This is a genomic window from Citrobacter sp. Ce119 (genome assembly GCF_030334525.1).
In the GTDB taxonomy this organism is placed as follows: Bacteria; Pseudomonadota; Gammaproteobacteria; order Enterobacterales; family Enterobacteriaceae; genus Citrobacter; species Citrobacter europaeus.
On the sequence record NZ_JAOWDR010000059.1, the window covers coordinates 581598 to 607654 of the forward strand.

26 protein-coding genes, 1 other RNA gene and 1 pseudogene are annotated in these 26057 nt (G+C 52.6%); 13 read left to right on the forward strand and 15 right to left on the reverse strand.

Going from position 1 to position 26057, the window contains the following annotated elements:
• Positions 1-55 precede the first annotated feature (55 nt).
• Positions 56-706 (reverse strand): multidrug efflux transporter transcriptional repressor AcrR, encoded by a 651-nt coding sequence (acrR, locus tag OGV80_RS19735; RefSeq protein WP_043015419.1) that lies wholly within the window; start codon positions 704-706, stop codon positions 56-58.
• 141 nt (positions 707-847) lie between these two features.
• Between acrR and acrA the strand changes: the two genes are divergently transcribed.
• From acrA to OGV80_RS19765, 6 genes are all read left to right on the forward strand, one after another.
• Positions 848-2041: a multidrug efflux RND transporter periplasmic adaptor subunit AcrA gene (gene acrA / locus OGV80_RS19740; protein ID WP_043015418.1), complete on the forward strand. Its 1194-nt coding sequence runs from the start codon at positions 848-850 to the stop codon at positions 2039-2041.
• Between the two features lie 22 nt (positions 2042-2063).
• Positions 2064-5213 carry an efflux RND transporter permease AcrB gene (gene acrB, locus OGV80_RS19745; RefSeq protein WP_043015417.1) on the forward strand — a complete coding sequence of 1050 codons (3150 nt, stop codon included), beginning with the start codon at positions 2064-2066 and terminating at the stop codon, positions 5211-5213.
• Between the two features lie 488 nt (positions 5214-5701).
• Entirely contained in the window at positions 5702-6076 is a 375-nt protein-coding gene (gene tomB / locus OGV80_RS19750; RefSeq protein WP_003021733.1) for an Hha toxicity modulator TomB, read from the forward strand.
• 27 nt (positions 6077-6103) lie between these two features.
• Positions 6104-6322 carry a hemolysin expression-modulating protein Hha gene (gene hha / locus OGV80_RS19755; protein WP_002892050.1) on the forward strand — a complete coding sequence of 73 codons (219 nt, stop codon included), beginning with the start codon at positions 6104-6106 and terminating at the stop codon, positions 6320-6322.
• A gap of 180 nt (positions 6323-6502) precedes the next feature.
• On the forward strand, positions 6503-7054 hold the full coding sequence (gene maa / locus OGV80_RS19760) for a maltose O-acetyltransferase (RefSeq protein WP_043015416.1): 552 nt from the start codon (positions 6503-6505) through the stop codon (positions 7052-7054).
• A 116-nt stretch (positions 7055-7170) separates the two neighbouring features.
• Positions 7171-7641 carry a YlaC family protein gene (locus OGV80_RS19765; RefSeq protein WP_043015415.1) on the forward strand — a complete coding sequence of 157 codons (471 nt, stop codon included), beginning with the start codon at positions 7171-7173 and terminating at the stop codon, positions 7639-7641.
• A 79-nt stretch (positions 7642-7720) separates the two neighbouring features.
• On the opposite strand, the gene ykgO is transcribed toward OGV80_RS19765, so the two are convergent.
• Together ykgO and OGV80_RS19775 are read right to left on the reverse strand one after the other, a co-directional pair.
• Positions 7721-7861 carry a type B 50S ribosomal protein L36 gene (gene ykgO, locus OGV80_RS19770; RefSeq protein ID WP_005125190.1) on the reverse strand — a complete coding sequence of 47 codons (141 nt, stop codon included), beginning with the start codon at positions 7859-7861 and terminating at the stop codon, positions 7721-7723.
• Position 7862: 1 nt separating this feature from the next.
• Positions 7863-8123 (reverse strand): type B 50S ribosomal protein L31, encoded by a 261-nt coding sequence (locus OGV80_RS19775; protein WP_043015414.1) that lies wholly within the window; start codon positions 8121-8123, stop codon positions 7863-7865.
• Between the two features lie 188 nt (positions 8124-8311).
• Here OGV80_RS19775 and pdeB point away from each other — a divergent pair, with 188 nt between their 5' ends.
• A complete protein-coding gene (pdeB, locus tag OGV80_RS19780) occupies positions 8312-9865 on the forward strand; it encodes a cyclic di-3',5'-guanosine monophosphate phosphodiesterase PdeB (RefSeq protein ID WP_087051625.1) in 1554 nt (517 codons plus the stop codon).
• Between the two features lie 51 nt (positions 9866-9916).
• On the opposite strand, the gene OGV80_RS19785 is transcribed toward pdeB, so the two are convergent.
• Positions 9917-10270: a DUF1428 domain-containing protein gene (locus OGV80_RS19785; RefSeq protein WP_003831033.1), complete on the reverse strand. Its 354-nt coding sequence runs from the start codon at positions 10268-10270 to the stop codon at positions 9917-9919.
• 64 nt (positions 10271-10334) lie between these two features.
• On the reverse strand, positions 10335-10964 hold the full coding sequence (gene yczE, locus OGV80_RS19790; RefSeq protein WP_043015412.1) for a membrane protein YczE: 630 nt from the start codon (positions 10962-10964) through the stop codon (positions 10335-10337).
• Between the two features lie 86 nt (positions 10965-11050).
• Here yczE and yczR point away from each other — a divergent pair, with 86 nt between their 5' ends.
• Positions 11051-12478: a MocR-like transcription factor YczR gene (gene yczR / locus OGV80_RS19795; protein ID WP_087053073.1), complete on the forward strand. Its 1428-nt coding sequence runs from the start codon at positions 11051-11053 to the stop codon at positions 12476-12478.
• 59 nt (positions 12479-12537) lie between these two features.
• On the opposite strand, the gene OGV80_RS19800 is transcribed toward yczR, so the two are convergent.
• From OGV80_RS19800 to ffs, 3 genes are all read right to left on the reverse strand, one after another.
• Positions 12538-12756, reverse strand: coding sequence for a hypothetical protein (locus tag OGV80_RS19800; protein ID WP_016152066.1), 219 nt, complete (start codon positions 12754-12756; stop codon positions 12538-12540).
• Positions 12753-13004, reverse strand: a complete 252-nt coding sequence (locus OGV80_RS19805) for a hypothetical protein (protein ID WP_043015410.1) — start codon at positions 13002-13004, stop codon at positions 12753-12755. The genes OGV80_RS19800 and OGV80_RS19805 overlap by 4 nt, the downstream gene beginning before the upstream one ends.
• A 197-nt stretch (positions 13005-13201) precedes the next feature.
• Positions 13202-13298, reverse strand: an RNA gene (gene ffs, locus OGV80_RS19810) — signal recognition particle sRNA small type.
• A gap of 84 nt (positions 13299-13382) precedes the next feature.
• Here ffs and OGV80_RS19815 point away from each other — a divergent pair.
• A pseudogene (locus tag OGV80_RS19815) lies at positions 13383-13772 on the forward strand (MGMT family protein).
• A 31-nt stretch (positions 13773-13803) separates the two neighbouring features.
• On the opposite strand, the gene OGV80_RS19820 reads toward OGV80_RS19815, so the two are convergent.
• Positions 13804-14373, reverse strand: coding sequence for a YbaY family lipoprotein (locus OGV80_RS19820; RefSeq protein WP_043015409.1), 570 nt, complete (start codon positions 14371-14373; stop codon positions 13804-13806).
• A 212-nt stretch (positions 14374-14585) separates the two neighbouring features.
• Between OGV80_RS19820 and tesB the strand changes: the two genes are divergently transcribed.
• Positions 14586-15446, forward strand: a complete 861-nt coding sequence (tesB, locus tag OGV80_RS19825) for an acyl-CoA thioesterase II (RefSeq protein ID WP_003831027.1) — start codon at positions 14586-14588, stop codon at positions 15444-15446.
• Positions 15447-15496: 50 nt separating this feature from the next.
• On the opposite strand, the gene amtB is transcribed toward tesB, so the two are convergent.
• The 5 genes from amtB to decR form a co-directional block, all read right to left on the reverse strand.
• The gene (gene amtB, locus OGV80_RS19830) at positions 15497-16783 is read right to left on the reverse strand and encodes an ammonium transporter AmtB (RefSeq protein WP_008783954.1); all 1287 of its coding nucleotides are present in this window, start codon (positions 16781-16783) and stop codon (positions 15497-15499) included.
• Positions 16784-16814: 31 nt separating this feature from the next.
• A complete protein-coding gene (gene glnK / locus OGV80_RS19835) occupies positions 16815-17153 on the reverse strand; it encodes a P-II family nitrogen regulator (RefSeq protein ID WP_003021657.1) in 339 nt (112 codons plus the stop codon).
• A 248-nt stretch (positions 17154-17401) separates the two neighbouring features.
• Complete coding sequence (locus tag OGV80_RS19840) at positions 17402-19180, reverse strand: SmdB family multidrug efflux ABC transporter permease/ATP-binding protein (RefSeq protein ID WP_087053074.1); 1779 nt, start codon at positions 19178-19180, stop codon at positions 17402-17404.
• Entirely contained in the window at positions 19173-20945 is a 1773-nt protein-coding gene (locus OGV80_RS19845; protein ID WP_043015407.1) for a SmdA family multidrug ABC transporter permease/ATP-binding protein, read from the reverse strand. Before OGV80_RS19845 ends, OGV80_RS19840 begins: the two co-directional genes overlap by 8 nt.
• A 44-nt stretch (positions 20946-20989) precedes the next feature.
• The gene (decR, locus tag OGV80_RS19850; protein ID WP_003831023.1) at positions 20990-21448 is read right to left on the reverse strand and encodes a DNA-binding transcriptional regulator DecR; all 459 of its coding nucleotides are present in this window, start codon (positions 21446-21448) and stop codon (positions 20990-20992) included.
• Positions 21449-21564: 116 nt separating this feature from the next.
• Between decR and OGV80_RS19855 the strand changes: the two genes are divergently transcribed.
• Positions 21565-22620: a PLP-dependent cysteine synthase family protein gene (locus tag OGV80_RS19855; protein ID WP_219921265.1), complete on the forward strand. Its 1056-nt coding sequence runs from the start codon at positions 21565-21567 to the stop codon at positions 22618-22620.
• Between the two features lie 50 nt (positions 22621-22670).
• Here OGV80_RS19855 and cof read toward each other — a convergent pair whose 3' ends face one another.
• The gene (gene cof / locus OGV80_RS19860) at positions 22671-23489 is read right to left on the reverse strand and encodes an HMP-PP phosphatase (protein ID WP_286515586.1); all 819 of its coding nucleotides are present in this window, start codon (positions 23487-23489) and stop codon (positions 22671-22673) included.
• A 100-nt stretch (positions 23490-23589) separates the two neighbouring features.
• Between cof and OGV80_RS19865 the strand changes: the two genes are divergently transcribed.
• Together OGV80_RS19865 and queC are read left to right on the forward strand one after the other, a co-directional pair.
• Positions 23590-25290, forward strand: coding sequence for an SgrR family transcriptional regulator (locus OGV80_RS19865; protein ID WP_043015405.1), 1701 nt, complete (start codon positions 23590-23592; stop codon positions 25288-25290).
• Positions 25291-25355: 65 nt separating this feature from the next.
• Positions 25356-26051, forward strand: a complete 696-nt coding sequence (gene queC, locus OGV80_RS19870; RefSeq protein ID WP_043015404.1) for a 7-cyano-7-deazaguanine synthase QueC — start codon at positions 25356-25358, stop codon at positions 26049-26051.
• Positions 26052-26057 lie beyond the last annotated feature (6 nt).

The following is a 26057-nucleotide window of genomic DNA, read 5'->3' on the forward strand; positions in this document are numbered from 1 at the left end:
GCAGAATAGCAGCAGGCAAAACGACCAGGAGAATTCCTGGTCCAGACCCAAAGCGTTAGCAGGTTTTCGCCACGTTAACCCGCAGGCTTGGGCAGAGAAGACACATCTCCAGCAGTACAGCGATGTATTCCCGGGCCTCTTTTTTCAGATCAAAAGATTCTGGGGCAAATAACCAGTTCTCTATAATTCCGGTAACGTAGCTACGCAGCAGCACCGCCACGCGACGCGTGTTCAAATTTTCTGGCAGCATGTTGGCATTCATGCAGTGCCGCAATGTTTGTTCGATACGGTCGTAATTTTCAATACACAGACTACGTTGAGCTAACTGAACAGAGGCCATTTCCCCGACAAATTCGCATTTGTGGAATATAATTTCCAACAACAAACGTCGGCGTTCTTCTGTCACGGTAGCTTCAAGAACGTAAATTAAAATTTCTCTTAATACTGATAGTGGATCGTCGGGGAATTTTGCCTGATACTCAATCTCTAACTCATCAATGTTAGGTTTTGCTAGCTCCCAGATTTCACTGAATAAATCCGATTTGTTTTTGAAATGCCAATAGATTGCGCCGCGCGTGACACCAGCGGCTTTTGCGATCTCCGCAAGCGAGGTGGATGATACCCCTTGTTGCGAAAACAAACGCAGAGCGACATCGAGAATGTGCTGTCGTGTTTCCTGTGCTTGTTGTTTGGTTTTTCGTGCCATAGGTCAGTGAATTTACAGGCGTTAGATTTACATACATTTGTGAATGTATGTACCATAGCACGACGATAATATAAACGCAGCAATGGGTTTATGGGCTTTTAGCCATTGATCAATTTGAAATCGGACACTCGAGGTTTACATATGAACAAAAACAGAGGGTTAACGCCTCTGGCAGTCGTTCTGATGCTCTCAGGCAGCTTAGCGCTAACAGGATGTGACGACAAACAGGCCCAACAAGGGGGCCAGCAGATGCCAGAGGTTGGAGTTGTTACGCTCAAAACTGAACCTCTACAGATAACAACCGAACTCCCGGGTCGCACCAGTGCGTATCGCATTGCTGAAGTTCGTCCTCAGGTTAGCGGTATTATCCTGAAGCGTAATTTCACGGAAGGTGGTGACATCGAAGCGGGTGTATCTCTCTATCAGATTGATCCTGCTACTTACCAGGCCGCTTATGAAAGCGCAAAAGGCGATCTGGCCAAAGCACAAGCCGCAGCAAATATCGCTCAACTGACGGTCAAACGTTATCAGAAACTGTTGGGGACTAAGTACATTAGTCAACAGGATTACGATAGCGCGCTGGCAGACGCACAGCAGGCGAACGCCGCCGTTGTCGCCGCGAAAGCCGCGGTAGAAACTGCACGCATCAATCTGGCCTATACCAAAGTGACGTCGCCGATCAGCGGCCGCATTGGTAAGTCATCCGTTACTGAAGGCGCTCTGGTGCAAAATGGTCAGGCGACCGCACTGGCGACCGTTCAGCAGCTTGACCCAATCTATGTGGACGTGACGCAGTCAAGTAACGACTTCCTGCGCCTGAAACAAGAGTTGGCCAACGGCACGCTGAAGCAAGAAAACGGTAAAGCGAAAGTCGAACTGGTGACCAATGACGGTATTAAATTCCCGCAGTCCGGTACGCTGGAATTTTCTGATGTGACGGTTGATCAAACCACCGGATCGATTACGTTACGCGCAATCTTCCCTAACCCGGATCACACCTTACTGCCAGGTATGTTCGTTCGCGCACGTCTGGAAGAAGGGACTAACCCAACTGCATTACTGGTTCCACAGCAAGGCGTTACCCGCACACCGCGTGGCGATGCCAGTGCATTGGTTGTCGGTGCAGACGACAAAGTTGAAACTCGTCAAATTGTCGCCTCACAAGCGATTGGCGACAAATGGTTAGTCACTGATGGACTTAAACCGGGCGACCGCGTGATTGTCACTGGGCTGCAAAAAGTACGTCCTGGCGCGCAGGTAAAAGCGCAGGAAATCACCGCTGATAACAACCAGCAAGCAGCAAGCGGTAGCCAGCCTGAACAGTCCAAGTCTTAACTTAAACAGGAGCCGTTAAGACATGCCTAATTTCTTTATCGATCGCCCAATATTTGCGTGGGTGATCGCCATTATCATCATGTTGGCAGGGGGGCTCGCGATCCTCAAATTGCCGGTAGCGCAATATCCAACTATTGCACCGCCTGCAGTGACGATCTCCGCGACCTATCCTGGCGCTGATGCCAAAACAGTACAGGATACTGTTACGCAGGTTATCGAACAGAATATGAACGGTATCGATAACCTGATGTACATGTCCTCAAACAGTGACTCCACGGGTACCGTGCAGATCACCCTAACCTTCCAGTCTGGTACTGACGCGGATATCGCACAGGTACAGGTGCAGAACAAACTGCAGCTGGCAATGCCGCTTTTGCCGCAGGAAGTACAACAACAGGGCGTGAGCGTTGAGAAATCATCCAGCAGCTTCCTGATGGTTGTCGGTGTTATCAACACCAACGGCACCATGACGCAGGAGGATATTTCCGACTACGTGGGCGCCAACATGAAGGACGCCATCAGCCGTACTTCAGGTGTGGGTGACGTTCAGTTGTTCGGTTCCCAGTACGCGATGCGTATCTGGATGGATCCGAACAAACTGAATAACTTCCAACTGACGCCGGTTGATGTGATCAGCGCCATCAAAGCGCAGAACGCCCAGGTTGCAGCCGGTCAGTTAGGCGGTACGCCGCCGGTGAAAGGCCAGCAGCTTAACGCGTCGATCATCGCGCAAACCCGTCTGACCTCTGCCGATGAGTTCAGCAAAATTTTGCTGAAAGTGAATCAGGACGGTTCTCAGGTGCGTCTGCGTGACGTAGCGAAAGTCGAACTGGGTGGCGAGAACTACGACATCATTGCGAAGTTCAACGGTAAACCTGCATCCGGTCTGGGTATCAAGCTGGCGACAGGCGCTAACGCCCTGGACACCGCCAACGCTATCCGCGAAGAACTGAAGAAGATGGAACCGTTCTTCCCGTCAGGTCTGAAGATCGTTTATCCGTATGACACCACGCCGTTCGTGAAAATTTCTATTCACGAAGTAGTGAAAACGCTGGCGGAAGCAATCATTCTCGTGTTCCTGGTAATGTATCTGTTCCTGCAGAACTTCCGCGCGACGCTGATTCCGACTATCGCCGTGCCGGTGGTGCTATTGGGTACGTTTGCCGTCCTTGCGATTTTCGGCTTCTCGATAAACACGCTGACGATGTTCGGGATGGTGCTCGCCATCGGCCTGTTGGTGGATGATGCCATCGTTGTGGTCGAGAACGTTGAACGTGTAATGGCTGAGGAAGGGCTACCGCCGAAGGAAGCAACGCGTAAATCGATGGGCCAGATTCAGGGCGCACTGGTTGGTATCGCGATGGTGCTGTCAGCGGTATTTATCCCGATGGCTTTCTTCGGGGGTTCTACCGGCGCAATTTACCGTCAGTTCTCCATCACCATTGTTTCGGCGATGGCGCTGTCAGTCCTGGTGGCATTGATTCTGACCCCTGCCCTGTGTGCGACCATGCTTAAACCGATTGCTAAAGGCGATCACGGAGAAGGCAAAAAAGGCTTCTTCGGCTGGTTTAACCGCATGTTCGATAAGAGCACGCACCATTACACCGACAGCGTGGGCGGAATTCTGCGCAGCACCGGTCGTTATCTGGCGCTGTATCTGATAATCGTCGTGGGCATGGCCTATCTGTTCGTTCGTCTGCCAAGCTCGTTCCTGCCGGATGAAGACCAGGGGGTATTCCTGTCAATGGCTCAGCTGCCAGCGGGTGCAACGCAAGAGCGTACCCAGAAGGTGCTGGACGAAATGACGGATTACTATCTGACCAAAGAAAAAGCGAACGTTGAATCGGTGTTTGCCGTTAACGGCTTTGGCTTTGCTGGTCGTGGTCAGAACACCGGTATCGCGTTCGTTTCTCTGAAAGACTGGAGTGAACGTCCTGGCGAAGAGAACAAGGTTGAGGCGATTACTCAACGTGCGATGGGCGCATTCTCGCAGATTAAAGACGCAATGGTCTTTGCCTTTAACCTGCCAGCCATTGTGGAGTTAGGGACCGCCACCGGTTTCGACTTCCAGCTGATTGACCAGGCAGGTTTAGGTCATGAGAAACTAACCCAGGCGCGTAACCAGCTGTTTGGTGAAGTTGCGAAGCATCCCGATCTGTTAGTCGGCGTACGTCCTAACGGTCTGGAAGATACGCCGCAGTTCAAGATCGATATCGATCAGGAAAAAGCGCAGGCTCTGGGTGTTTCCATTAGTGACATTAATACAACGCTGGGTGCAGCATGGGGCGGAAGCTACGTGAATGACTTCATCGACCGTGGTCGTGTGAAGAAAGTTTACGTCATGTCTGAAGCGAAATACCGTATGTTGCCGGAAGATATTGGCAACTGGTATGTTCGCGGCAGCGACGGGCAGATGGTGCCGTTCTCCGCCTTCTCTACCTCACGTTGGGAATATGGTTCACCGCGTCTGGAACGCTATAACGGTCTGCCTTCTATGGAAATCTTAGGCCAGGCCGCACCGGGTAAAAGTACCGGTGAAGCGATGGCAATGATGGAGCAACTGGCCAGTAAACTGCCATCCGGTATCGGCTATGACTGGACCGGTATGTCCTACCAGGAACGACTGTCCGGCAACCAGGCCCCTGCCCTGTATGCCATTTCACTGATTGTCGTATTCCTGTGTCTGGCGGCATTGTACGAGAGCTGGTCAATTCCGTTCTCCGTAATGCTGGTAGTACCGTTGGGTGTTATTGGCGCATTGCTGGCGGCGACGTTCCGCGGCCTGACCAACGACGTTTACTTCCAGGTAGGCCTGCTCACAACCATTGGGTTGTCGGCGAAGAACGCGATACTTATCGTCGAATTCGCCAAAGACTTGATGGATAAAGAAGGTAAAGGTCTGATAGAGGCGACGCTGGACGCGGTACGTATGCGTTTACGTCCAATCCTGATGACATCGCTGGCCTTTATTCTGGGCGTAATGCCGCTGGTAATCAGCTCCGGCGCAGGCTCCGGCGCGCAGAACGCAGTAGGTACAGGCGTAATGGGCGGGATGGTAACGGCAACCGTGTTGGCTATCTTCTTTGTTCCGGTGTTCTTTGTGGTGGTACGCCGCCGCTTTAGCCGCAAAAGCGAAGATGTTGAGCATAGCCACTCAGTAGACCATCATTGATAGCTCTCTAAAGATAAGGCCGCGCAAGCGGCCTTTTTTCTGGAAAAATCATAAAAACCACTTATTGCGATATCGTTTATTTTCTCTGGGGTAAATAAGCGATATAATCCCTGTAGGCTTAAAGGCTATTCTTAAAAAACATTGAGAGTTCTTATTTACTTTAATAAATATTAAGATTATTCCTAGCTTTTGACTGGCATTGTCAACTGTTACCTTGCGTTGCTAAACCTAATCAAGATAACCCGATGATTGCCCGAAGAATAAAGAAGTTGTCCCATTCCGAATAGCCGTACGTATCTGTTAAAATGTAAAAATGACCTGACATCATAATTTTGCATAATTGTAATTTTTCGTGATATGACGATGAAATCTTTTTTAGAGTAGATTATAGTTAAATCATCAGGAGTCGCGGGCAAGTTCCAGGTAGTTTGTTGTATCCATCCCGAAAGGTGTTCGGTTAGTTTAAGCCACTAAGAAGGGGATGCGTTATGGATGAATACTCACCCAAAAGACATGATATCGCGCAGCTTAAATTTCTCTGCGAAACCCTGTATCATGACTGTCTTGCAAACCTTGAACAAAGTAACCATGGCTGGGTTAATGACCCTACCTCTGCCACCAGCTTGCAGCTCAATGAACTGATAGAGCATATTGCAACCTTCGCACTTAATTATAAAATTAAGTACAATGAAGACAATAAGCTGATTGCGCAGATAGATGAATACCTGGATGACACTTTTATGTTGTTCAGCAGTTATGGTATTAATACGCAGGATCTGCAGAAATGGCGGAAGTCAGGTAATCGTCTGTTTCGCTGTTTTGTCAATGCCACCAGGGCTAATCCTGTTAGTTTGTCTTGTTAAAAATTATTACAATCATAGGTAAGAGTTATGTCCGATAAACCATTAACTAAAACTGATTATTTGATGCGCCTGCGACGTTGTCAGACAATTGACACACTTGAGCGCGTTATTGAAAAAAATAAATATGAATTGTCCGACAACGAACTGGCTGTATTTTACTCAGCAGCAGATCACCGCCTTGCTGAATTGACTATGAATAAGCTCTACGACAAGATTCCAACTTCTGTTTGGAAATTCATTCGCTAATTGCTCACGGGTTAAGTCAGGTATAGCAGTACATTTGTCTGGCTGACCATTTTCGTATTTACAATAGTTATTTAATTCAAATCACGTGACTACGATCACAGCGAAACAACGGGAACGTTCCCCTTGCTGGCATTGCGTTTTACTGTGTTGAAATGATCTCCAGGACACAGGGAATTCGTAATGAGTAATGAAAAGCAAAAAATGATCGCCGGTGAACTTTATCGCCCGGCAGATGAAACATTGCGCAACGACCGGCTACGCGCTCGTCAGTTGACCCATCGCTACAATCACACCGCTCCCGATGAAAAAAGCGAGCGACAAGCTATCCTGCATGAGCTGTTGGGTCAGAGCGAGGGCGCTTATATTGAACCCTCTTTTCGTTGCGATTACGGCTACAACATCTATCTCGGTAAAGAATTTTACGCCAACTTCGACTGCGTTATGCTCGACGTCTGTCCGATCCATATTGGCGACAACTGCATGTTAGCGCCGGGCGTCCATATCTATACCGCGACCCATCCGCTGGATGCCACCGAGCGAAACAGCGGCATGGAGCTGGGTAAACCCGTGACGATTGGCAACAACGTCTGGATAGGTGGGCGCGCGGTGATAAACCCCGGCGTAACGTTGGGAGATAACGTGGTTGTGGCCTCAGGCGCGGTAGTCACTAAAAGCGTTCCGGCCAACAGCGTGGTTGGGGGCAATCCCGCGAGGATCATCAAAACGCTGTGATCTTAAATGTAACTGTTATGCTAAATTGTGGTTAATCTGTTACTTTCTTCAAAAGGTATCCCCTTTTAAAATAGGGCGATCACACTTGAATTTTGCAGACACCACGAAGGCAAGAGATGACAGAAATACAGCGCCTGCTTACTGAAACAATCGACGACTTAAATATTCGCGAAAAGCGCGACAACAAACCGCGCTTTAGCGTCAGCTTTATTCGCAAACACCCAGGGCTGTTCATCGGCATGTATGTTGCGTGGTTTGCCACGCTGGCGGTGATGCTACAATCAGAAACGTTAGTCGATTCAGTATGGCTGCTGGTGGTTCTGTTCGTCATACTCAACGCGTTTTTCTTTTTCGACGTTGCGCCGCGATACCGCTTTGAAGATATCGACGTACTGGATTTCAGAGTTTGCTACAACGGCGAATGGTACAACACGCGCTTTGTCCCCCCTTCACTCATCGACACCATCCTGCACTCACCCTCCGTCGATAGTGAACATAAAGCACAGCTGCAAAAAATGATATCGCGTAAGGGCGAACTCTCGTTTTACGATGTCTTTACCCTAACCCGCCCCCAGACCAGCCAGTAAAGGCGGCCTCAGTACAGATAAAAAAAGTGCGTCCCTGTGGAGGAAACGCACTTTAGTCCCTGAAATGCTGGCAAAGAAACTAACGTCTTTTTTTACGCCCCTGTACCGCTTTAAAGCGTGGGTTCGTTTTGCAGATAACGTACAAACGCCCTTTGCGCTTTACTATCTGGCAGTCAGGATGGCGCTGTTTCGCACTGCGAAGTGAATTGAGTACCTGCATCTTAACCTCGCTTAGCGCCAATAAAATGGCCAAAACGTTTCTGGAAACGAGCTGCGCTGCCTTCGTTATCAAAGGTTTTTTGTTTCCCGGTATAGTACGGATGCGATTTGGAAGAGATATCCAGGGTCACGTATGGGTACATTTTCCCCTCAAACTCAATCTCACGCTCAGTCTTGATGGTCGAACCGACCTTAAAGAACTCATTGGCACTGGTATCGTGAAACACCACGGTACGGTAAAAAGGATGAATATCCGGTTTCATGGCAACCCCAATTTGTTACGTTATAACATAACCAGCAAAATACACCACTCTTGTACAAACCACAACCTGATTTACGCTACAGAGAGTTAAACAGGATGATAAGTGGCCGTAAATATATGATGCCAATCGAATAGCTTTTTCGGCTTTCGGATATACTTTCCCTACGCTGTGTTAATAAGGATATCACTGTGACAACACGACATCTGATAAGCCTGGTGACAGGGGTACTGTTTCTTTCCATCCTCGCGCCCGTAGGTTTAAGCTTGTGGCTGGCACATCGTCAGGTCGAAACGAAATTTATCGATGAACTCGATATGTTCTCAACGCGAGTCGCATTACGCACGGAACGCGTAGGCGAGCAGGCCAGGAAAGCATTACGCCATATTGAAGCCTTTCAGGGGGTGCCTTGTAGTGAAGAGCATCTGCTGGAAATGCGTCGTTTGTCATATAGCTATCGCTATATTCAGGAAGTGCTGTACCTCAAAGATAACGTTCCGCAATGCTCATCTCTGGAAAAAAGAAGCCAGGCTGACGCATTTCCCCCCGCAATGAAAGTCACGCCTGATGGATATCGCGCATGGCTTACTACGCAGAACGATTTGGGGATTAAGCGCTTTATGGCGGCATTAGGGAGCGAACATTACGTTGTGATGGTCGATCCGAGCTCTTTCATAGACGTCATCCCGTTTGGCTCATGGCCAATTGAAGTCACTATCATTGGCACCGTGCGCAACGTCGTGGTTGCCAGTAGCGCCGATCTGCCTTCGGACGTTTTGCAGCATGTACAGCAAGAACGCTCGATTACCCATTTTCAGAAAGATGGCAGCATTTTTAACGCACGCCCTTTCCCGGAGCTGGGCATCACTATCGTAACCTGGGCCTCCACCCTGCCATTGCAAAAAACCTGGCACCGACAGGCGCTGATCTGGCTCCCGGCAGGTATTCTTATCGGCCTGCTCACCGCCGCCTTTGTACTGCGCATTTTGCGCCGCTTACAGTCGCCCCATCACCAGCTGCAGGACGCTATCCAGCATCGGGACATTAAAGTCCACTACCAACCGATTATCTCGCTCAAAACGGGGAAAGTGGTCGGGGCAGAAGCGCTGGCTCGCTGGCAGCAAGCCGATGGGAGCTATCTGTCGCCGGAAATCTTCGTCGCCATGGCGCAGCAGACCGGACTCTCAGAACAGCTCACCCGTTTGATTATTGAAAGCGTATTTGATGATTTAGGAAAATGGCTGCGCCAGCATCCGGAGCAGCATATCTCCATCAACCTTGAGTCAGCCGATCTGTCTTCCGAAACGCTTCCTGCCCTGTTAAGCCAGAAGGTGAACCACTGGCAGCTAAAACCTGCGCAAATCGCGCTGGAACTCACCGAACGCGAATTTGCCGACCCGAAAAACAGCGCGCCGTTTATTGCCAAATACCGTCAGGCGGGTCACTCAATTTATATTGATGACTTTGGTACCGGCTATTCCAGCCTGAGCTATTTGCAGGATCTGGATGTAGACATCCTGAAGATAGACAAATCGTTCGTCGATGCGCTGGAGTACAACAACGTCACGCCGCATATTATCGAGATAGCGAAAACGCTGAAGCTGGAGATGGTAGCGGAAGGTATCGAAACCGAGAATCAGGAAGCCTGGCTACGCCAGCACGGCGTGCAGTACGGTCAGGGGTGGCTTTACAGCAAAGCGCTGCCGAAAGCAGAATTTATTCTGTGGGCAGAAAAACGGCTTTAACATGGCTGTTGATGTTGAGATGGCTGGCGGCACGCCGCACAGCCAGTCACATCACTCTTCCATAATGGGCGCAAATCCACCGTAGATCATTCGCTTGCCATCAAATGGCATAGATTCACCGAATTCCTTCATACGGGGATCGGACATCATCTTCTGATTTGCCGCATCGCGGACCTCTTTGGAAGGGTATTCAATCCAACTGAATACGACTTCTTCATGATCCTGCGCTTTCACCGCCATGCGAAAATCGGTCAGTTTGCCGTCGGGGACATCATCTGCCCAGCACTCCACCACGCGCAATGCACCGAACTCCTTGAAAAGCGGAGCTGCTTTTGCCGCCATCGCAATGTACGCCTCCTTGTTTTCAGCGGGTACGGCAACCACAAAGCCATCAACATACTTCATGAGAAAAACCTCCGAAGTGTACTGCGCGGCAAGCCGATTCCGGCCGCGTCAGTCGAGGTTAAGTTTAGTCGCCAGCAGGCGATCGTGCCCCAGGCGCATTCCTGATGCGAATACGCGCCTGCGGCTGATGGCGAAACCATGGCAGGCAAATCTGAATGAGCGGCCCGATAGCCAGTGCATACAGCACGGTCCCTAACCCAACGGTTCCTCCCAGCAACCAACCGATAAGCAGCACCGACACTTCGATTGCGGTTCGAATTCGTCGTACTGGCCAGCCGGTACGCGCGTGAATACCGGTCATCAGGCCGTCACGCGGACCGGCGCCAAAACCGGCACCAATGTACAGACTGGTTGCTAACGCATTCAGGATCACCGCTGACACCAACAGCCCGCTGCGCGCCAGCAGGGATTCAAATCCCGGAATCACCAGCAGCGCGGCATCTGCCGCCAGCCCAATCATAATCACGTTGCTCAACGTGCCAAACCCTGGGCGCTGGCGCAGTGGTATCCACGCCAGCAGTACCAACACGCCCACGGCAATAATCACCACGCCGATATTCATCGACAGTAAATTTGCCACCCCCAGGTGAAACACGTTCCACGGATCGGCCCCTAAATCGGCACGGACAAACATCGCCGTCGACACACCGTACAGCGTCAGCCCGATAAACAGCTGAAGTAAACGACGCAGCATGCTTTTCCCTCTCACTATCAGATAACTTTCATCTTCACCGCAATTGGCACTATGATTAATGTCCAGTTTTCAAAAAGTGGACTGCTATGTCATCTCGCCGTTACGGAAGCCAGTCTTTGCAGCGCCTGCTCGGACACTGGCAGGAAAGCCCCTCGCGAACACCCATCTGGCGACAGCTGGCAGAAGCGTTACGTTTACTGATCCTCGATGGTCGACTGGCGCTGGATAGCCGCTTACCGGGTGAACGCGAGCTCGCCGCCGTTCTGCAAGTAAGTCGAACTACCATCGCCAGCGCTATGGCGCAGTTGCGTGAAGAGGGATATCTGGAAAGTCGTCATGGTAGCGGCTCGCGGGTGATACTGGCGGAACATATTCGCCATGTGCCGACCCGGACCAGCACCGGCACCGCGCTTGATTTGTCCACGGCGGCGCTGAACGCCGGTCCCGAAATTCATCAGGCTTACCAGCAGGCGCTGTTCGCAATGCCGCAGCACCTGCAGAGCTCCGGGTATCTGCCGCAGGGGCTGTCGGTTTTGCGTGAATCCATCGCCCGGCATTATTGCGAACGCGGACTCCCGACACAGCCAGATGAAATAATGGTCGTGAACGGCGCGGTCAGTGGCCTGGCGTTGATCCTGCGGTTACTCACCGGCCCTGGCGATCGCGTAGTGGTCGATCACCCCACTTATCCGCTGGCGATTGCCGCGATTCAAGGCGCATCATGTCGCCCCGTCGGCGTGTCGCTGCCCGAGCACGGTTGGGATACGGCGGGCCTGGTCGCCACCCTTGCGCAAACTGCACCGAGAATGGCTTATCTGATGCCGGACTTTCACAACCCGACCGGACGCTGTATGGATGCCGCAACTCGCCAGGTCGTGGCGGATATTGCTGAAAGAACCCACACTACGTTGGTGGTCGATGAGACCATGGTGAACCTGTGGTATGACGCCCCGCCGCCGCCGCCGCTTGCCGCATTCAACCGCGATGCGCCGATCATCCTGCTCGGTTCGGCAGGGAAAAGCTTTTGGGGAGGATTACGTCTGGGCTGGATCCGGGCATCGGCGCGAACCATTGCCGCGCTGGTACAAACCCGCGACACCTTCGACCTGGGCTCACCGGTGCTTGAACAACTCGCCACCAGTTGGCTACTGGATAACGCCGCCGACTTTCTTCCTGACAGAAGACGCCTGCTCACATCCCAGCGAGATCTGTGCTCGGACCTGATGAACTCACATTTCCCGGAATGGCAATTTACCCAGCCGCAGGGAGGGCTCTCTTTCTGGGTTGAACTGCCCGATACGCTGGCAACACTGTTCGCTACGCGCGCCGAAAGCGCTGGCATTCAGTTGGGAACCGGTACGCGGTTTGGCCTTGATGGCGCATTCGACCGCTTTTTGCGTATGCCTTTCACGTTACCGGATGACACAACGCGTGCCGCCTTCCAGGTATTGCAACCCATTTGGGATAATCTGCGTTTGCAGGCCAGCAGCGGGAAAATGCGTAAAATAATCTAAACGACGAGTCAAAGGACTCGTCTTTGAATGCCGTGATGGACGAGGATGCCCCTGCAATATTAGCGCTGAGGAGGTACCGGGAACCCCTTCAGGGAAATCACGAAATTCTCACCATCCTTCTTAATCTTTGCCCCGGCATCACACCAGTCGGAGGCGATACGGAAGAACTCATCGCTGCCGACGTTCCAGCTCAGACGAACATGTTTCACATAACCGGAGCGCAGCATTTCACAGGCTTCGCCGTAATTACAGGCGGTTGATAGCGATTGTTGTTTCATTTTTTCTTCTTCAGTAATCTTCGCAATGCTTTGATTTCTTTAGGAGTCAGTGCTTCAACTACGGATTCTTCCGTGTGCTGGCTATCGATATCCTCAGCGGAGACTCCCGCCTCTTCAACGGCGGAAAATGCGATCAGCAGTAGTTTTTCCGTCGCAATACTTAAATTTTCATTATGTACTTCAGCGTAATGGCGAAGCTTTTCTTTTAGCGCCTCATCAATTTTGACATTCAATACAGCGGTCGACATCGTAGAAAATCCTTGTGGTCAGCCAAAACACACCGAATGTAAGACCATGTCGTTACAGCGCGATGGCGGCGGCAAAAGCATCAAATAACATCCCCGAAACACATTGACAGCATTTGATGACAATAAAATGACATTACGATGACAAAGAAAAGAAGATAAACAGAAGGGAAATATCGGACGGCAGAAATGGGTGGGGGCCCTGCCAGCTACATCCCGGCACACACGTCATCTGCCTTGGCTGCTTCCTTCCGGACCTGACCTGGTAAACAGAGTAGTGTTGCGGGAGAACCAACAGAGCCCCCATTGAGAGCGTTGTTAACCAACGCGCAGGCGCATTATCACTGCTGCACCCTGTAATTGCAACCCATCCAGCATCGGATGCTGTTTTCTTGCGCAATGCGGCTTCACTCCTTCGCTTTTCGGCATTATGCTGGAGGATTAGCGCAGGAATAAATGATGGATATACAAGACACTTTCCCCCAACGCGTCTGGCAAATCGTCGCGTCAATCCCCGAAGGTTTCGTCACTACCTATGGCGATGTTGCCAGGCTTGCCGGTTCGCCGCGTGCTGCGCGCCAGGTAGGCGGCGTGCTCAAGCGTCTACCTGAAGGCAGCACTCTCCCCTGGCATCGGGTGGTTAATCGCCACGGAGCTATTTCGCTGACGGGTCCCGATCTGCAACGACAGCGTCAGGCGCTGCTGGCAGAAGGAATAGTGGTTTCAGGAAGCGGACAGATCGATTTACAGCGCTATCGCTGGGTGTACTAACCCTCTCCTGGCGGAGAGGGTTACAACTGCCTTAGTACTGCGTGGGAGCTGGAACCGCAGACGACGGATTCACCTGGGTTGGTGACGTTGACGGTACCGTGGTTGTCGCCCCACCGCTCGCCTGAACCGGTACTGCTGTTTGCTGTACAGGCACCAGCGTCAGGTCGGCTTTTTTACCACCCTGATTAATGACCGTCTGAACGGTATCAGTAATAAAGACCAGTTTATCATTCACCGTAATCGCCGCACTCAGCAGAATACGAGCGTTAGGCTGAATATCTGCCGGGTTAAACGGTAATACGAAGCTGAATGGCGCCTGTTTACCTTCAGTACGGACCGCTTTTTGCGACAGCACTTTTGACGGCGCATCGGCCAGTGAAGCATCCGACAGCGTAACGGTCAGCACCGCATCGGGTGGCAAGGCCACTTTCTGGCGGATCCATACCGTACCGGAAACATTCGGTTGTTGAATTTTAGACTGTGTGTCAGAAATTGACGTATTAGGGCTTGGCGCAGGCGTCTGAATATCAGCACTTTTATCGGCGCAGGCTGCCAGAGCGACCGCAACCGCTAAACCACTTACCATGTGCACGAGTTTCATTAAATTCTCCTTATCATCTATGCACCAGCGAGAACTTTCCCCGCCAGAAGAGTGGTTAACAAAAACATAACGTGACTAAGTGTGGCACAAGACAGCTATTTTTGCCTGTAATAGGCCAGTAATTCAGACAATTGCACCCATCGGACCACTTTCAAAATTGCGTTATACTCTGCCTACCTCGCTGCGAGATCGATATTACCTGGAGAGCACGTATGAGTCTGGCGCTGAAAAATTTGCTGACATTGTTAAATTTGGAAAAAATTGAAGAAGGACTCTTTCGGGGCCAAAGTGAAGACTTAGGGTTACGTCAGGTTTTTGGGGGGCAGGTTGTCGGTCAGGCGCTGTATGCCGCCAAAGAAACCGTACCAGAAGAGCGTCTGGTGCACTCTTTTCACAGCTACTTTTTACGTCCCGGCGATAGCCAGAAGCCCATCATCTATGATGTAGAAGTCCTGCGTGATGGTAACAGCTTCAGCGCACGCCGCGTTGCCGCGATCCAGAATGGTAAACCCATTTTTTATATGACCGCCTCTTTTCAGGCACCGGAAGACGGATTTGAACATCAGAAAACCATGCCGGATGCGCCGGGTCCCGATGAGTTGAAATCAGAAACGGAAATTGCCCGCTCAGTGGCGCATTTGCTGCCTCCGCTGTTGAAAGAAAAATTTATCAACGATCGTCCATTGGAAGTGCGTCCGGTAGAGTTTCATAACCCCTTAAAAGGTCACGTCGCACCTCCGGCGCGCCAGGTCTGGATCCGCGCTAACGGCGAACTGCAGGACGATCTGCGCGTCCATCAGTATCTGCTGGGTTATGCCTCAGACCTGAACTTCCTGCCTGTAGCGTTGCAGCCTTACGGGATTGGCTTCCTGGAAAAAGGGATTCAGATCGCTACCATTGACCATTCAATGTGGTTCCACCGTCCATTCAATATCAATGAGTGGCTGCTGTATAACGTCGAGAGCACTTCGGCCTCCGGAGCCAGGGGCTTTGTTCGCGGGGAGTTTTATACCCAGGACGGTGTGCTGGTCGCCTCTACCGTGCAGGAAGGGGTAATGCGTAATCGCAATTAAGAATTACCGGATGGTGGCGCAAAAGCGTTGCCATCCGGCAGATTGAAACATCAAGCGTTGTAGGCGTTTTCGCCGTGACTGTTCACATCCAGACCTTCGCGTTCCTGTTCTTCCGGTACGCGCAGACCCACCGTCATATCCGCCAGCTTATAGCCAATGAAGGCCACCACGCCGGACCAGACGATGGTGATCGCCACGCTTTCCAGTTGCACCAGCAGCTGATGCCCCATGGTCACGCCCTCAGCAAAGCCCACGCCGCCCAGAGAGCTGGCAGCGAAAACGCCGGTCAGGATGCAACCAACAATGCCGCACACGCCGTGAACGCCAAACACGTCGCACGGATCGTCCACGCGCAGAAAACGCTTCAGCATGGTTACGCCCCACAGGCCAGCCAGCCCCGCAACGACACCGATAATCAGCGCGCCGCCGACACCAATGTAGCCACATGCCGGTGTTACGCCTACCAGACCCGCAATAGCGCCAGAACAAGCGCCCAGCAGAGACGGTTTGCCACGCAGCGCCCATTCACCGAAGATCCATCCGAGAATGGCAGCAGCGGTGGCGACCACGGTATTGACGAAGGCCAGTGCGGCGATCTCATTCGCCGTTCCCGCTGAACCGGCATTAAAGCCAAACCAACCAATGTAGAGAATAGCGGTGCCGGTGAAGACCATTGGCAGGTTGTGCGGTTTAAAGGCTTCTTTGCCAAAACCGACGCGTTTGCCAATCAGATACGCACCAACCAGACCGGCTATCGCCGCGTTGATGTGCACGACCGTTCCGCCGGCAAAATCCAGCGCGCCATGGGAAGCCAGCAAGCCGCCGCCCCAGACCATATGGGCAATCGGGATATACGACAGCGTTAACCACACCACCACGAAAATCAGCACCGCAGAGAAGCGAATACGCTCAGCCAGCGCCCCGACAATCAGCCCAACGGTAATACAGGCGAACGAACCCTGAAAAGCAACGTGAATGTACTGGTAGAAACTCCCCGTGACCGCCGTCAACGCGATGTTCTTCAGCAATACCCAGTTGAAGTTGCCGAAGAAATTATTCCCTTCGCCAAAGGCCAGCGAGTAGCCATAAACTACCCATAAAATACAAACCAGAGCGAATGTCACTGTTACCTGAGTCAGCATCGACAGCACGTTCTTACCGCGAATCAAACCGCCGTAGAACAGCGCAATGCCAGGGATAGTCATAAACAGCACCAGCGCGGTACAGATCATCATAAAAGCGTTATCTGCTTTATCCGCAACCGCCGGTGCCGCCATCGCCAGTCCCGGCAGTAGCGCCAGTGAGGCAATACCCGTTTTCATCGTTGCTATCTTCATTTTTTGGTTTCCTATCACTGTGTGCCAGAAGTTACAGTGCGGCTTCGTCGGCTTCGCCGGTACGAATACGAATCACACGTTGCAGCTCGGCGACGAAGATTTTGCCGTCGCCAATTTTTCCGGTGTATGCCGCCTTACTGATGACATCAATCACGCCATCCAGTTGGTCGTCGGCAATCGCCACATCAATCTTCACCTTTGGCAGAAAATTGACGCTATATTCAGCCCCACGGTACAGCTCAGCATGACCTTTCTGTCGGCCAAACCCCTTCACTTCGGTGACGGTCAGCCCCTGAATACCAATAGACGACAGTGCTTCACGGACGTCTTCCAGTTTGAACGGTTTGATTACCACGGTAACCAGCTTCATAGATCCCCTCCAGTCAGAATTCAGTAGTGGCTGCAGATACACGAGAGGAATATTGCAAGGGATGTGCCAGGAATGAAAAACGCGGAATGATTCAGGTTCGTAGGGTACTGCCAGGAGAGAAAAAGAAAAAACGCACTATAACGGTGCATAGTGCGTTACATTTTTGCACCAGATTGTTGATTGCCGGATGGCGGCGTTTACGCCTTACCCGACCTACGACTCCGCGTGGCCGGATAAGCGCTGCGCCGTCAGGCGATAACAGAATCCTCTTGCGTACTGGCTGCCAGCTCTTCGCCCGCCAGCTGCAACTGATACATCTGCCAGTAACGGCCTTGCGCCGCCAGTAATTGCTGGTGCGTACCACGCTCAACCGCCTGACCGCGATGTAACACCAGAATGGTATCCGCATCAACAATCGTCGATAACCGATGCGCAATCACTACAAGCGTTGTGTGTTCACGGACCGCCGCCAGAGCTTGCTGAATGGCCTGCTCAGTACCGGAATCAATACTGGCCGTGGCTTCATCGAGGATCAGCACCTGCGGCGTTTCAACCAATACCCGCGCCAGCGCCAGCAGTTGTTTCTGCCCAACGGAGAGATTATTGCCCTGCTCACCCAGCCGGGTATGAATCCCCTCGCTCAAACCGCGGGCCAGTTCTGCCAGTTGCACGGTCTCCAGCGCCTGCCATACCCGCTCTTCTGAGATATCGCGACCCAGCGTGACGTTGGCCAGGAAGGTATCCGCCATCACCACGGGATCCTGCTGCACCATCGCGATGCCCTGACGTAACGCACCGTGGCTCAGCGAAGACAGCGGACGTCCGTCAAGTCGGATTTCACCCTGCGTCAGCGGGTAGTACCCCATCAGCAGGCTGGCCAGCGTACTTTTGCCGCTGCCGGTGTGTCCGACCAGGGCCACAAAGCTACGCGAAGGCACGGACAGACTGATGTTTTGCAGCACCAGACTGTCGTCGCGATAGGCAAATGAAACGTTATCCACCTCAATGTCACCGCTTTTGAGCGGTCGATCGTCTTCACCATAGCGCTGACGAGGCCCGTCCATCAATTCGAACACACGTTCACCGGCGACAACCGCCTGCTGCAGCATTGACTGCTGGGTTGTCAGTTCGATAAGCGGCTCGTTTAAACGGCCGAGGTAGCTGATAAACGCATACAGCACACCAACCTCGATGGAGCTACCAGAGGTAAAGCTGAACAGCATCAATAAACCGCAGAGGATCAGCGCCGAAAAAAGGCTCAGCAGCGGGCGCAACAAAAAGCCATCGAGTCGTAGGGTCTGCATACGCGCCATATAGTGCGAGCGGCTGGCCTCCCCCATTCTCTCGCCAAACCGCGCCTGCTGGCGGAACTGCTGGATAACGCTCATGCCGTTGATGACTTCGTTAAAGCCATCGTTAATATCCGCCAGATAAGCGCGAACCCGGCGCACAATCGGGGTGCTGTAGCGTTGATAAATCACCATCACCACCAGCACTGCCGGGAAAATAGCCATCGCCACCAGCGCCATACGCCACTCGAGGCTGAACATCGCGACCAGCATGGCGCCGATTAATGCCGCGCTGCGCAGAACCGTTGCAACCACCGTCACATACAGGTCGCGAATCACTTCGGTGTCATTGGTCACGCGGGAGATAAGCTGCCCTACAGGCTGAGTATCAAAGGCGCTGAGCGGCTGGCGCAGCGCAGCGTCCATTACGTCGGTGCGTAGCTGTTGTACTACGCCAACCGCCGCCTGGTTAAACAGCAATGACTGTGCATAATGCAGGCCTGCTGCCAGCAGTTGCAGACCGACATACGCCGCAACCAGCCCGGCGACCATCGCCAGCGGCAGATTGTTCTTCGCCACCATGTTATCGATAAAATAGCTAATCAGCAGCGGGCCGCTGACTTCCGCCGCAGCCGCCACCCACAGCATGACGACCGCAATCGCCAGCTGTTTTCGCCATGGGGAACCGTATGCCAGTAATCTTTTCAGAGTCGGCCATAATTGCCCGAAACTACGCATTAGCCGCCTCCTCGTTTATCTCTGGTGCATCAGACAGCGCCGCTTCCAGTTGCTGATAGCGGTACATATCACGATACCAGCCAGCCTGCTGCACCAGCACGTCATGCTCGCCGCGCTGGGCAATATGCCCATGCTGCATCACGATAATCTCGCTGGCTTCCGTCAGAGCCGATAAGCGGTGGGCGCTGATAATGACGGTTCGGCCTTCGCCCCACTGGCGCAGATTATGCAGGATCTGATGCTCGGTACGACCGTCCACCGCCGACAGCGCATCATCCAGGATCAGGATTTCAGCGTTCAGCAGTAGTGCCCGAGCGATAGAAATACGTTGTTTTTGCCCACCAGACAGCATCACCCCACGTTCGCCCACTTCGGTGTCGTAGCCCTGCGGAAGACGTAAAATATCCTCATGAACGCTGGCAAGGCGCGCCACATGCTCGATCTCTTCCTGCGTGGCCTGCGGGCGTCCTAACGCGATGTTATTACCGACGGTATCTGAAAACAGGAATGGCGTCTGGCTGACGACCGCCAGTCGGCTGCGCCAGCTATCAAGCTGTAAGCGCGTTAACGGGATATTATGAAAGCGTACATCGCCCTGAGTGATATCAAAATGACGCTGGATCAGCGACAGCACCGTACTTTTTCCCGCGCCGGTCGGACCACAGATGCCCAGCATCTGTCCAGGTTTAAGCTGGAAATTCACATTTTCCAGCGCCGGGTGGGTGGTCTGCGGGTAACAAAATTCGCGAATCGCCACCGCCAGCTCGCCGCGTCCTTCCGGTACCGACTCAGTGCCGTCATCCACCACCGGCGCTTCGGCCAGCATAGCGCGAATCCGGCTGTAGGCAGCGCTACCGCGTTCGACGATATTAAACATCCATGCCAGCGCCAGCATCGGCCAAATCATCAGACCGAGATACATCATAAAGCTGGTGAGCTGGCCGAGCGTCAACGAACCGTGCACCACCATCCAGCTTCCTCCGGCAATCGCCAGCAGGTTAGCCATACCAATGGCAATATAAATCGTGGGATCAAAGCGGGCGTCAATGCGCGCCACGCGCAGGTTTTTCTTACCGGTATCCTCGGCATCGGCGGCAAATAATGCCGACTGCCGATCCTCCAGACCAAAGGCCTTGATCATACGAATACTGGTCAGGCTTTCCTGAGTACGGTCATTGAGACTGGAAAACGCCGCCTGCGCCAGCTTAAAGCGATTATGGAGTCGATCGCCGTAACGTTTGATCATTATCGCCATCACCGGCATCGGCAGTAGCGCAATCAGCGTCAATTGCCAGCTTATCTGCGTAGACATCACGATCAGCACCGCACACCCCATCACCAGCGAATCCACCAGCGTCAGCACACCTTCTCCGGCGGCAAATACGACGCGATCGACATCGTTAGTTGCACGCGCCATCAGATCGCCCGTACGGTGACGCAGATAAAATTCTGGATGCTGGCGACTCAGCTGACGGTAATAATCTTCCCGCAGTTCAACCGCCAGTTGGTAGGATGCGCCAAACAGCAGCACGCGCCAGACATAGCGCAGCAAATAAACCACCACTGCGATCAGGGCAATTGTTCCCACCCACATCAGCAGCCGCTCGGTGGTGAAGCGTTGTGTCGTCACGCCATCGACAATGATCCCAACCACTTTCGGCGGAATAAGCTGAAGGATAGCGATGATGATAAGCAAGGCCACTGCCCCGAGATAGCGACGCCACTCCCGGCGGAAGTACCAGCTTAATTGAGCAAATAATCGCACGCGTTATGTCCTGACAAGATTTCCGGCAATGAGCGCCGGGAGAATTATTCAATAGGTAGAGCAGTTGTGTATTTAATCTGTTCCATCGCAAAGCTGGAGGTGACATCAGACAGGCCCGGTACGCTGTTCACCAGGCGCTTATAGAATTCATCGTAGCTTTTCATATCGGCAACCTGCACTCGCATCAGGTAGTCATACTCCCCAGCCATACGCCAGAATCCCAGAACCTCGGGCATTCCGGTCACTTCAGTGACAAAGCGGCAATACCATTCGCTGCTGTGATGCTGAGTCTTGATCAGCACAAACGCGGTGAGTCCCAGCCCCAGCTTTTCTGGATCCAACAGCGCGACTCTGCCTAGCAGGATACCGTCATCCTCAAGTCGCTTGAGACGTTTCCAGCAGGGGGTGGTAGTCAGATTAACGGCATCTGCTAACGCCTGCAAAGAAAGGGTGCAGTCCTGTTGCAGTAAGCCAAGCAGCTTGCGGTCAATTTTGTCTAACATAACCACTCCACAGAGAAGAATTTTCTCCTTACATTCTATTTTAAAGGCTAAATGGCAACAATTTTTTCCGTGCTTTTCGCTATTCTGGGCACAAAATGACAAATGGATATCTATTAATGATGAATAGCTCCTGGGTTAAAAACGCCATCAATGAAATCAACGCGGATTATCAGCGTTCTGCGGATACGCATCTCATTCGTCTGTCGCTACCGGCGTTCCCGGGCATTCAGATCTATTTAAAAGATGAGAGCACGCATCCGACCGGGAGCCTGAAGCATCGTCTGGCGCGCTCACTGTTTTTGTACGGATTGTGCAATGGCTGGATCAAAGAAGGCACCACCATCATTGAGTCATCGTCCGGTTCAACGGCGGTTTCCGAGGCTTATTTCGCCCGACTGTTAGGACTGCCGTTTATTGCCGTCATGCCTTCCTGTACGGCGAAACGTAAAATTGAACAGATTGAATTCTACGGCGGTCGCTGTCATTTCGTGGAAAGCGCCTGCGAAATCTATGCGGTTTCTGAACAGCTGGCGCGTGAGCTGAACGGTCATTACATGGATCAGTTCACTTACGCTGAACGCGCCACCGACTGGCGTGGCAATAATAATATTGCCGACAGCATCTTTCGTCAGATGCAGTGCGAGCCCAACCCCGTTCCCCGCCATATCGTGATGAGCGCCGGAACCGGCGGCACCTCAGCAACCATTGGCCGCTATATCCGCTGTCAGGGCTACGACACTCAACTGATGGTTGTGGACCCGGAAAACTCGGTCTTTCTGCCCTTCTGGCAGGATCGCGATGCAACGTTGCGCAGCCCGCTAGGAAGTAAAATCGAAGGCATTGGCCGCCCGCGTGTCGAACCGTCTTTCATTCCTGACGTGGTTGATGAAATGTTGCGCGTACCGGATGCCGCAAGCGTGGCTACCGCGCACTGGCTGGAAACGCAATTGGGCCGAAAAGTCGGCGCTTCAACCGGTACCAACATGTGGGGAACCCTGCAGCTTGCCGCTCGTATGCGCGATGCAGGCGTTACCGGTTCACTGGTAACGCTACTGTGCGACAGTGGCGAACGCTATCTGGAAACCTACTACAACCCACAATGGGTCGACGCGCAGATCGGTGATTTAACGCCGTGGAAAGGGGAACTCGCCCGACTTCTGAACACCCATTAACAGGATAAAAAAAAGCCAGACGCGAAGTCTGGCTTGCTGGAAGGGATCTCTCATTCGGGGGAATAAGGTAGATGCGGATTGTCCAGCCAATGCGTCAAAAAGTGTGATACTGCCTGATTGCGGCAATGCCCAATCACCGATAAATGAGGCAGTTCGGCAATCAGTTGCGGCATCGCGTTACCCATAATCAGACCGTGACCAACGCTGCCTAACATTTCGCGATCGTTCATGGCATCGCCAAACGCCATACACTCGGCCATTGAATAACCTAAGTGCTCGCTTAGTACCGCCAGCGCAGATCCTTTGTTACAGCCCAACGGCAGTACCTCAAGACAATCAAACGCGGAAAAACAGAGATTCGCCTGTTCACCCAGCGCTTCATTCAGCTGAATGCGTAATTGGATCAGGGAGTCATGATCGCCGCAGAAACAAACTTTCGTGACCTGATGAGCAGGAATACGTTTCACATCGACAATCTGGTAGCGAAATCCGCTATATACATGCGCCTGCAGCAGCGAGGGGATCTCTTGTCCGGTGAACCAACCGTTGTCATTAAAGACATGCATGCTGGCGGTGGTTTTCCACTTCTGATGTAGCACGATATCCGCAACATTCGGATCCAGATCCTGACGGTGCAGCACATCGCCCTCAAGAGAGTGAATACGCGTGCCGTTACCCGTGATCAAAAAAGCGTCCAGTGACACAGAACCCAAAATATGGCGCATCTCCAGCACATGGCGACCGGTGGCAAAGGTCAGGGTGATATCTCGTTCACGCAGGCGCGCCAGCGTTGAAAGCGTTTCGTCACCTAAATGGTGATTCGGCATCAAAAGGGTGCCATCCATATCAAATGCAGCCAGACGAGCCATTTCTTTCTCCACACTGTGACGCGGTTAACTTGTGATTCAGTATCACCTGAGATATACGGAAGTAATAGTGAATAGATAAAATGAATTGTTCCGGGTTTATATGCGATTATTGAATCGACTGAATCAGTACCAGCGCCTGTGGCAACCGTCGAACGGCGAACCACAGTCAGTGACCGTGGGCGAACTGGCCAAACGCTGTTTTTGCAGCGAGCGCCACGTGCGAACCTTGCTAAAGCAAGCGCAGGATGCTGGCTGGCTGGAGTGGTACGCTCAGTCGGGGCGCGGGAAACGCGGGCTGCTACGTTTTTTGGTGACGCCAGATTCGCTGCGCAACACCATGATGGAACAGGCGCTGCAAAAGGGAGAACAGCTCAGCGTACTTGAACTGGCTCAACTGGCGCCAGGCGAATTAAGAACGTTGCTACAACCGTTTATGGGAGGTCAGTGGCAAAACGACACGCCAACCCTGCGTATCCCCTACTACCGCCAGCTCGACCCTTTGCACCCTGGATTTCTCCCCGGTCGCGCGGAGCAGCATCTCGCCGGACAACTATTTTCTGGACTGACACGGTTCGACAGCAAGACGCAACGCCCCTGCGGAGATTTAGCCCACCACTGGAATATCTCCGCCGATGGCCTGCACTGGGATTTCTATATTCGTTCCACCCTGCACTGGCATAACGGCGATGCGGTCAGCAGCACGCAGCTACATCAACAATTGCAGAAGCTGTTAGCGCTACCCGCGCTGAATAAGCTGTTTATCAGCGTGAAGCGCATTGAAGTGACGCATCCCCAGTGCCTGACCTTTATTCTGCATCGCCCCGACTTCTGGCTGGCGCATCGTCTGGCAAGCTACAGCAGTCATCTGGCGCATCCTGAACATCCGTTTGTGGGTACTGGTCCGTTCCGATTGACGCTGTTTACTCCTGAACTGGTGCGTATCGAAAGTCACGATCACTACCACCTGAGTCATCCGCTGCTAAAAGCCATTGAATACTGGATAACCCCGCAACTCTTCTCCCAGGATTTGGGCACCAGCTGTCGCCATCCGGTGCAAATTGCGATTGGTAAGCCCGAAGAATTGCCCATGCTAAGCCAGGTAAGCAGCGGCATCAGCCTCGGTTTTTGCTATCTTACGCTCAGAAAAAGCGCGCGCCTGAATACGCAGCAGGCCCGCCGACTGGTCAATATTATCCACCGCTCTTCCCTGCTACAAACGCTTGAAGTGGATGAAAACCTGATTACGCCAAGCAATGCGCTGCTGCCAGGATGGACTATCCCACAATGGGATGAACTGGACGAGGTAACGCTGCCGAAAAAACTAACGCTGGCCTATCATCTGCCGGTAGAACTGCATGCGATGGCTGAACAGCTTCGCCAGGCGCTGGCGCTGCTCGGTTGTGAATTAACGCTTATTTTTCATAATGCCAAGAACTGGGATGGCGATCATCCTTTAGCCCAGGCCGACCTGATGATGGGCGACAGGCTAATTGGCGAAGCGCCTGAATATACCCTCGAACAGTGGCTGCGCTGCGATCAGCTCTGGTCACACGTATTGAGCGCGCCGGCTTATACTCATCTGCAAACCACTCTGGATGCCTTGCAAATTCAGGCTGATGAAGACGATCGTCACGCGGCTTTACAACAAGTTTTCGCCACGCTGATGCATGATGCTACCCTGACGCCGCTGTTCAATTATCACTATCGTATTAGCGCCCCTCCAGGTGTGAACGGCGTACGCCTGAACCCTCGCGGCTGGTTCGAGTTTACCGAAGCCTGGCTACCGCCGCCTTCAGCGTGAAGAAGCTGGTCGGCGACACGCCCAGGCGCTACCATAAGCGCTTTCGTTACTAGTCAGGAAAAGCCATGAAACGTGCCGTTGTTGTATTCAGTGGAGGCCAGGACTCCACAACCTGTCTGGCGCAAGCGCTGCATCAGTATGATGAAGTGCATTGCGTGACCTTTGATTATGGTCAGCGCCACCGCGCTGAGATTGATGTCGCACGTGACCTGGCCTTAAAACTCGGCGCGCGTGCGCACAAAGTCCTTGATGTCACGCTGCTCAGCGAACTGGCCGTCAGCAGCCTGACCCGCGATAACATTCCGGTACCTGATTACGAACCTGATGCCAACGGCATCCCCAACACCTTTGTGCCTGGACGCAATATTCTGTTTTTAACGCTGGCGGCGATTTACGCGTATCAGGTACAGGCAGAAGCGGTCATTACCGGCGTTTGCGAAACGGATTTCTCCGGATACCCGGACTGTCGCGATGAGTTCGTCAAAGCCCTGAACCATGCCGTAAGCCTGGGGATGGCAAAAGATATCCGCTTTGAAACACCGTTAATGTGGATCGATAAAGCCGAAACCTGGGCACTGGCCGATTACTGGGGCAAGCTGGACCTGGTACGCGAAGAAACGCTGACCTGTTATAACGGCATCAAAGGTGACGGTTGCGGTCACTGTGCGGCGTGTAATCTGCGCGCCAACGGCCTGAACCATTATCTGGCGGATAAATCGGCGGTGATGGCGGCAATGAAGCAGAAAACCGGGTTAAAGTAATACGTT

Excerpts from the sequence above, each read along its gene's own strand:
- amtB (WP_008783954.1), bottom strand. The coding sequence starts at position 16,783 with ATGAAGATAGCAACGATGAAAACGGGTATTGCCTCACTGGCGCTACTG.
- tomB (WP_003021733.1), top strand. The coding sequence starts at position 5,702 with ATGGATGAATACTCACCCAAAAGACATGATATCGCGCAGCTTAAATTT.
- OGV80_RS19865 (WP_043015405.1), top strand. The coding sequence starts at position 23,590 with ATGCGATTATTGAATCGACTGAATCAGTACCAGCGCCTGTGGCAACCG.
- hha (WP_002892050.1), top strand. The coding sequence starts at position 6,104 with ATGTCCGATAAACCATTAACTAAAACTGATTATTTGATGCGCCTGCGA.
- acrA (WP_043015418.1), top strand. The coding sequence starts at position 848 with ATGAACAAAAACAGAGGGTTAACGCCTCTGGCAGTCGTTCTGATGCTC.
- maa (WP_043015416.1), top strand. The coding sequence starts at position 6,503 with ATGAGTAATGAAAAGCAAAAAATGATCGCCGGTGAACTTTATCGCCCG.
- OGV80_RS19840 (WP_087053074.1), bottom strand. The coding sequence starts at position 19,180 with ATGCGTAGTTTCGGGCAATTATGGCCGACTCTGAAAAGATTACTGGCA.
- yczE (WP_043015412.1), bottom strand. The coding sequence starts at position 10,964 with ATGCTGCGTCGTTTACTTCAGCTGTTTATCGGGCTGACGCTGTACGGT.
- acrB (WP_043015417.1), top strand. The coding sequence starts at position 2,064 with ATGCCTAATTTCTTTATCGATCGCCCAATATTTGCGTGGGTGATCGCC.
- tesB (WP_003831027.1), top strand. The coding sequence starts at position 14,586 with ATGAGTCTGGCGCTGAAAAATTTGCTGACATTGTTAAATTTGGAAAAA.
- OGV80_RS19820 (WP_043015409.1), bottom strand. The coding sequence starts at position 14,373 with ATGAAACTCGTGCACATGGTAAGTGGTTTAGCGGTTGCGGTCGCTCTG.
- OGV80_RS19800 (WP_016152066.1), bottom strand. The coding sequence starts at position 12,756 with ATGAAACAACAATCGCTATCAACCGCCTGTAATTACGGCGAAGCCTGT.
- acrR (WP_043015419.1), bottom strand. The coding sequence starts at position 706 with ATGGCACGAAAAACCAAACAACAAGCACAGGAAACACGACAGCACATT.
- ykgO (WP_005125190.1), bottom strand. The coding sequence starts at position 7,861 with ATGCAGGTACTCAATTCACTTCGCAGTGCGAAACAGCGCCATCCTGAC.
- yczR (WP_087053073.1), top strand. The coding sequence starts at position 11,051 with ATGTCATCTCGCCGTTACGGAAGCCAGTCTTTGCAGCGCCTGCTCGGA.
- glnK (WP_003021657.1), bottom strand. The coding sequence starts at position 17,153 with ATGAAGCTGGTTACCGTGGTAATCAAACCGTTCAAACTGGAAGACGTC.
- OGV80_RS19775 (WP_043015414.1), bottom strand. The coding sequence starts at position 8,123 with ATGAAACCGGATATTCATCCTTTTTACCGTACCGTGGTGTTTCACGAT.
- OGV80_RS19805 (WP_043015410.1), bottom strand. The coding sequence starts at position 13,004 with ATGTCGACCGCTGTATTGAATGTCAAAATTGATGAGGCGCTAAAAGAA.
- OGV80_RS19765 (WP_043015415.1), top strand. The coding sequence starts at position 7,171 with ATGACAGAAATACAGCGCCTGCTTACTGAAACAATCGACGACTTAAAT.
- cof (WP_286515586.1), bottom strand. The coding sequence starts at position 23,489 with ATGGCTCGTCTGGCTGCATTTGATATGGATGGCACCCTTTTGATGCCG.
- OGV80_RS19855 (WP_219921265.1), top strand. The coding sequence starts at position 21,565 with ATGATGAATAGCTCCTGGGTTAAAAACGCCATCAATGAAATCAACGCG.
- decR (WP_003831023.1), bottom strand. The coding sequence starts at position 21,448 with ATGTTAGACAAAATTGACCGCAAGCTGCTTGGCTTACTGCAACAGGAC.
- queC (WP_043015404.1), top strand. The coding sequence starts at position 25,356 with ATGAAACGTGCCGTTGTTGTATTCAGTGGAGGCCAGGACTCCACAACC.
- OGV80_RS19785 (WP_003831033.1), bottom strand. The coding sequence starts at position 10,270 with ATGAAGTATGTTGATGGCTTTGTGGTTGCCGTACCCGCTGAAAACAAG.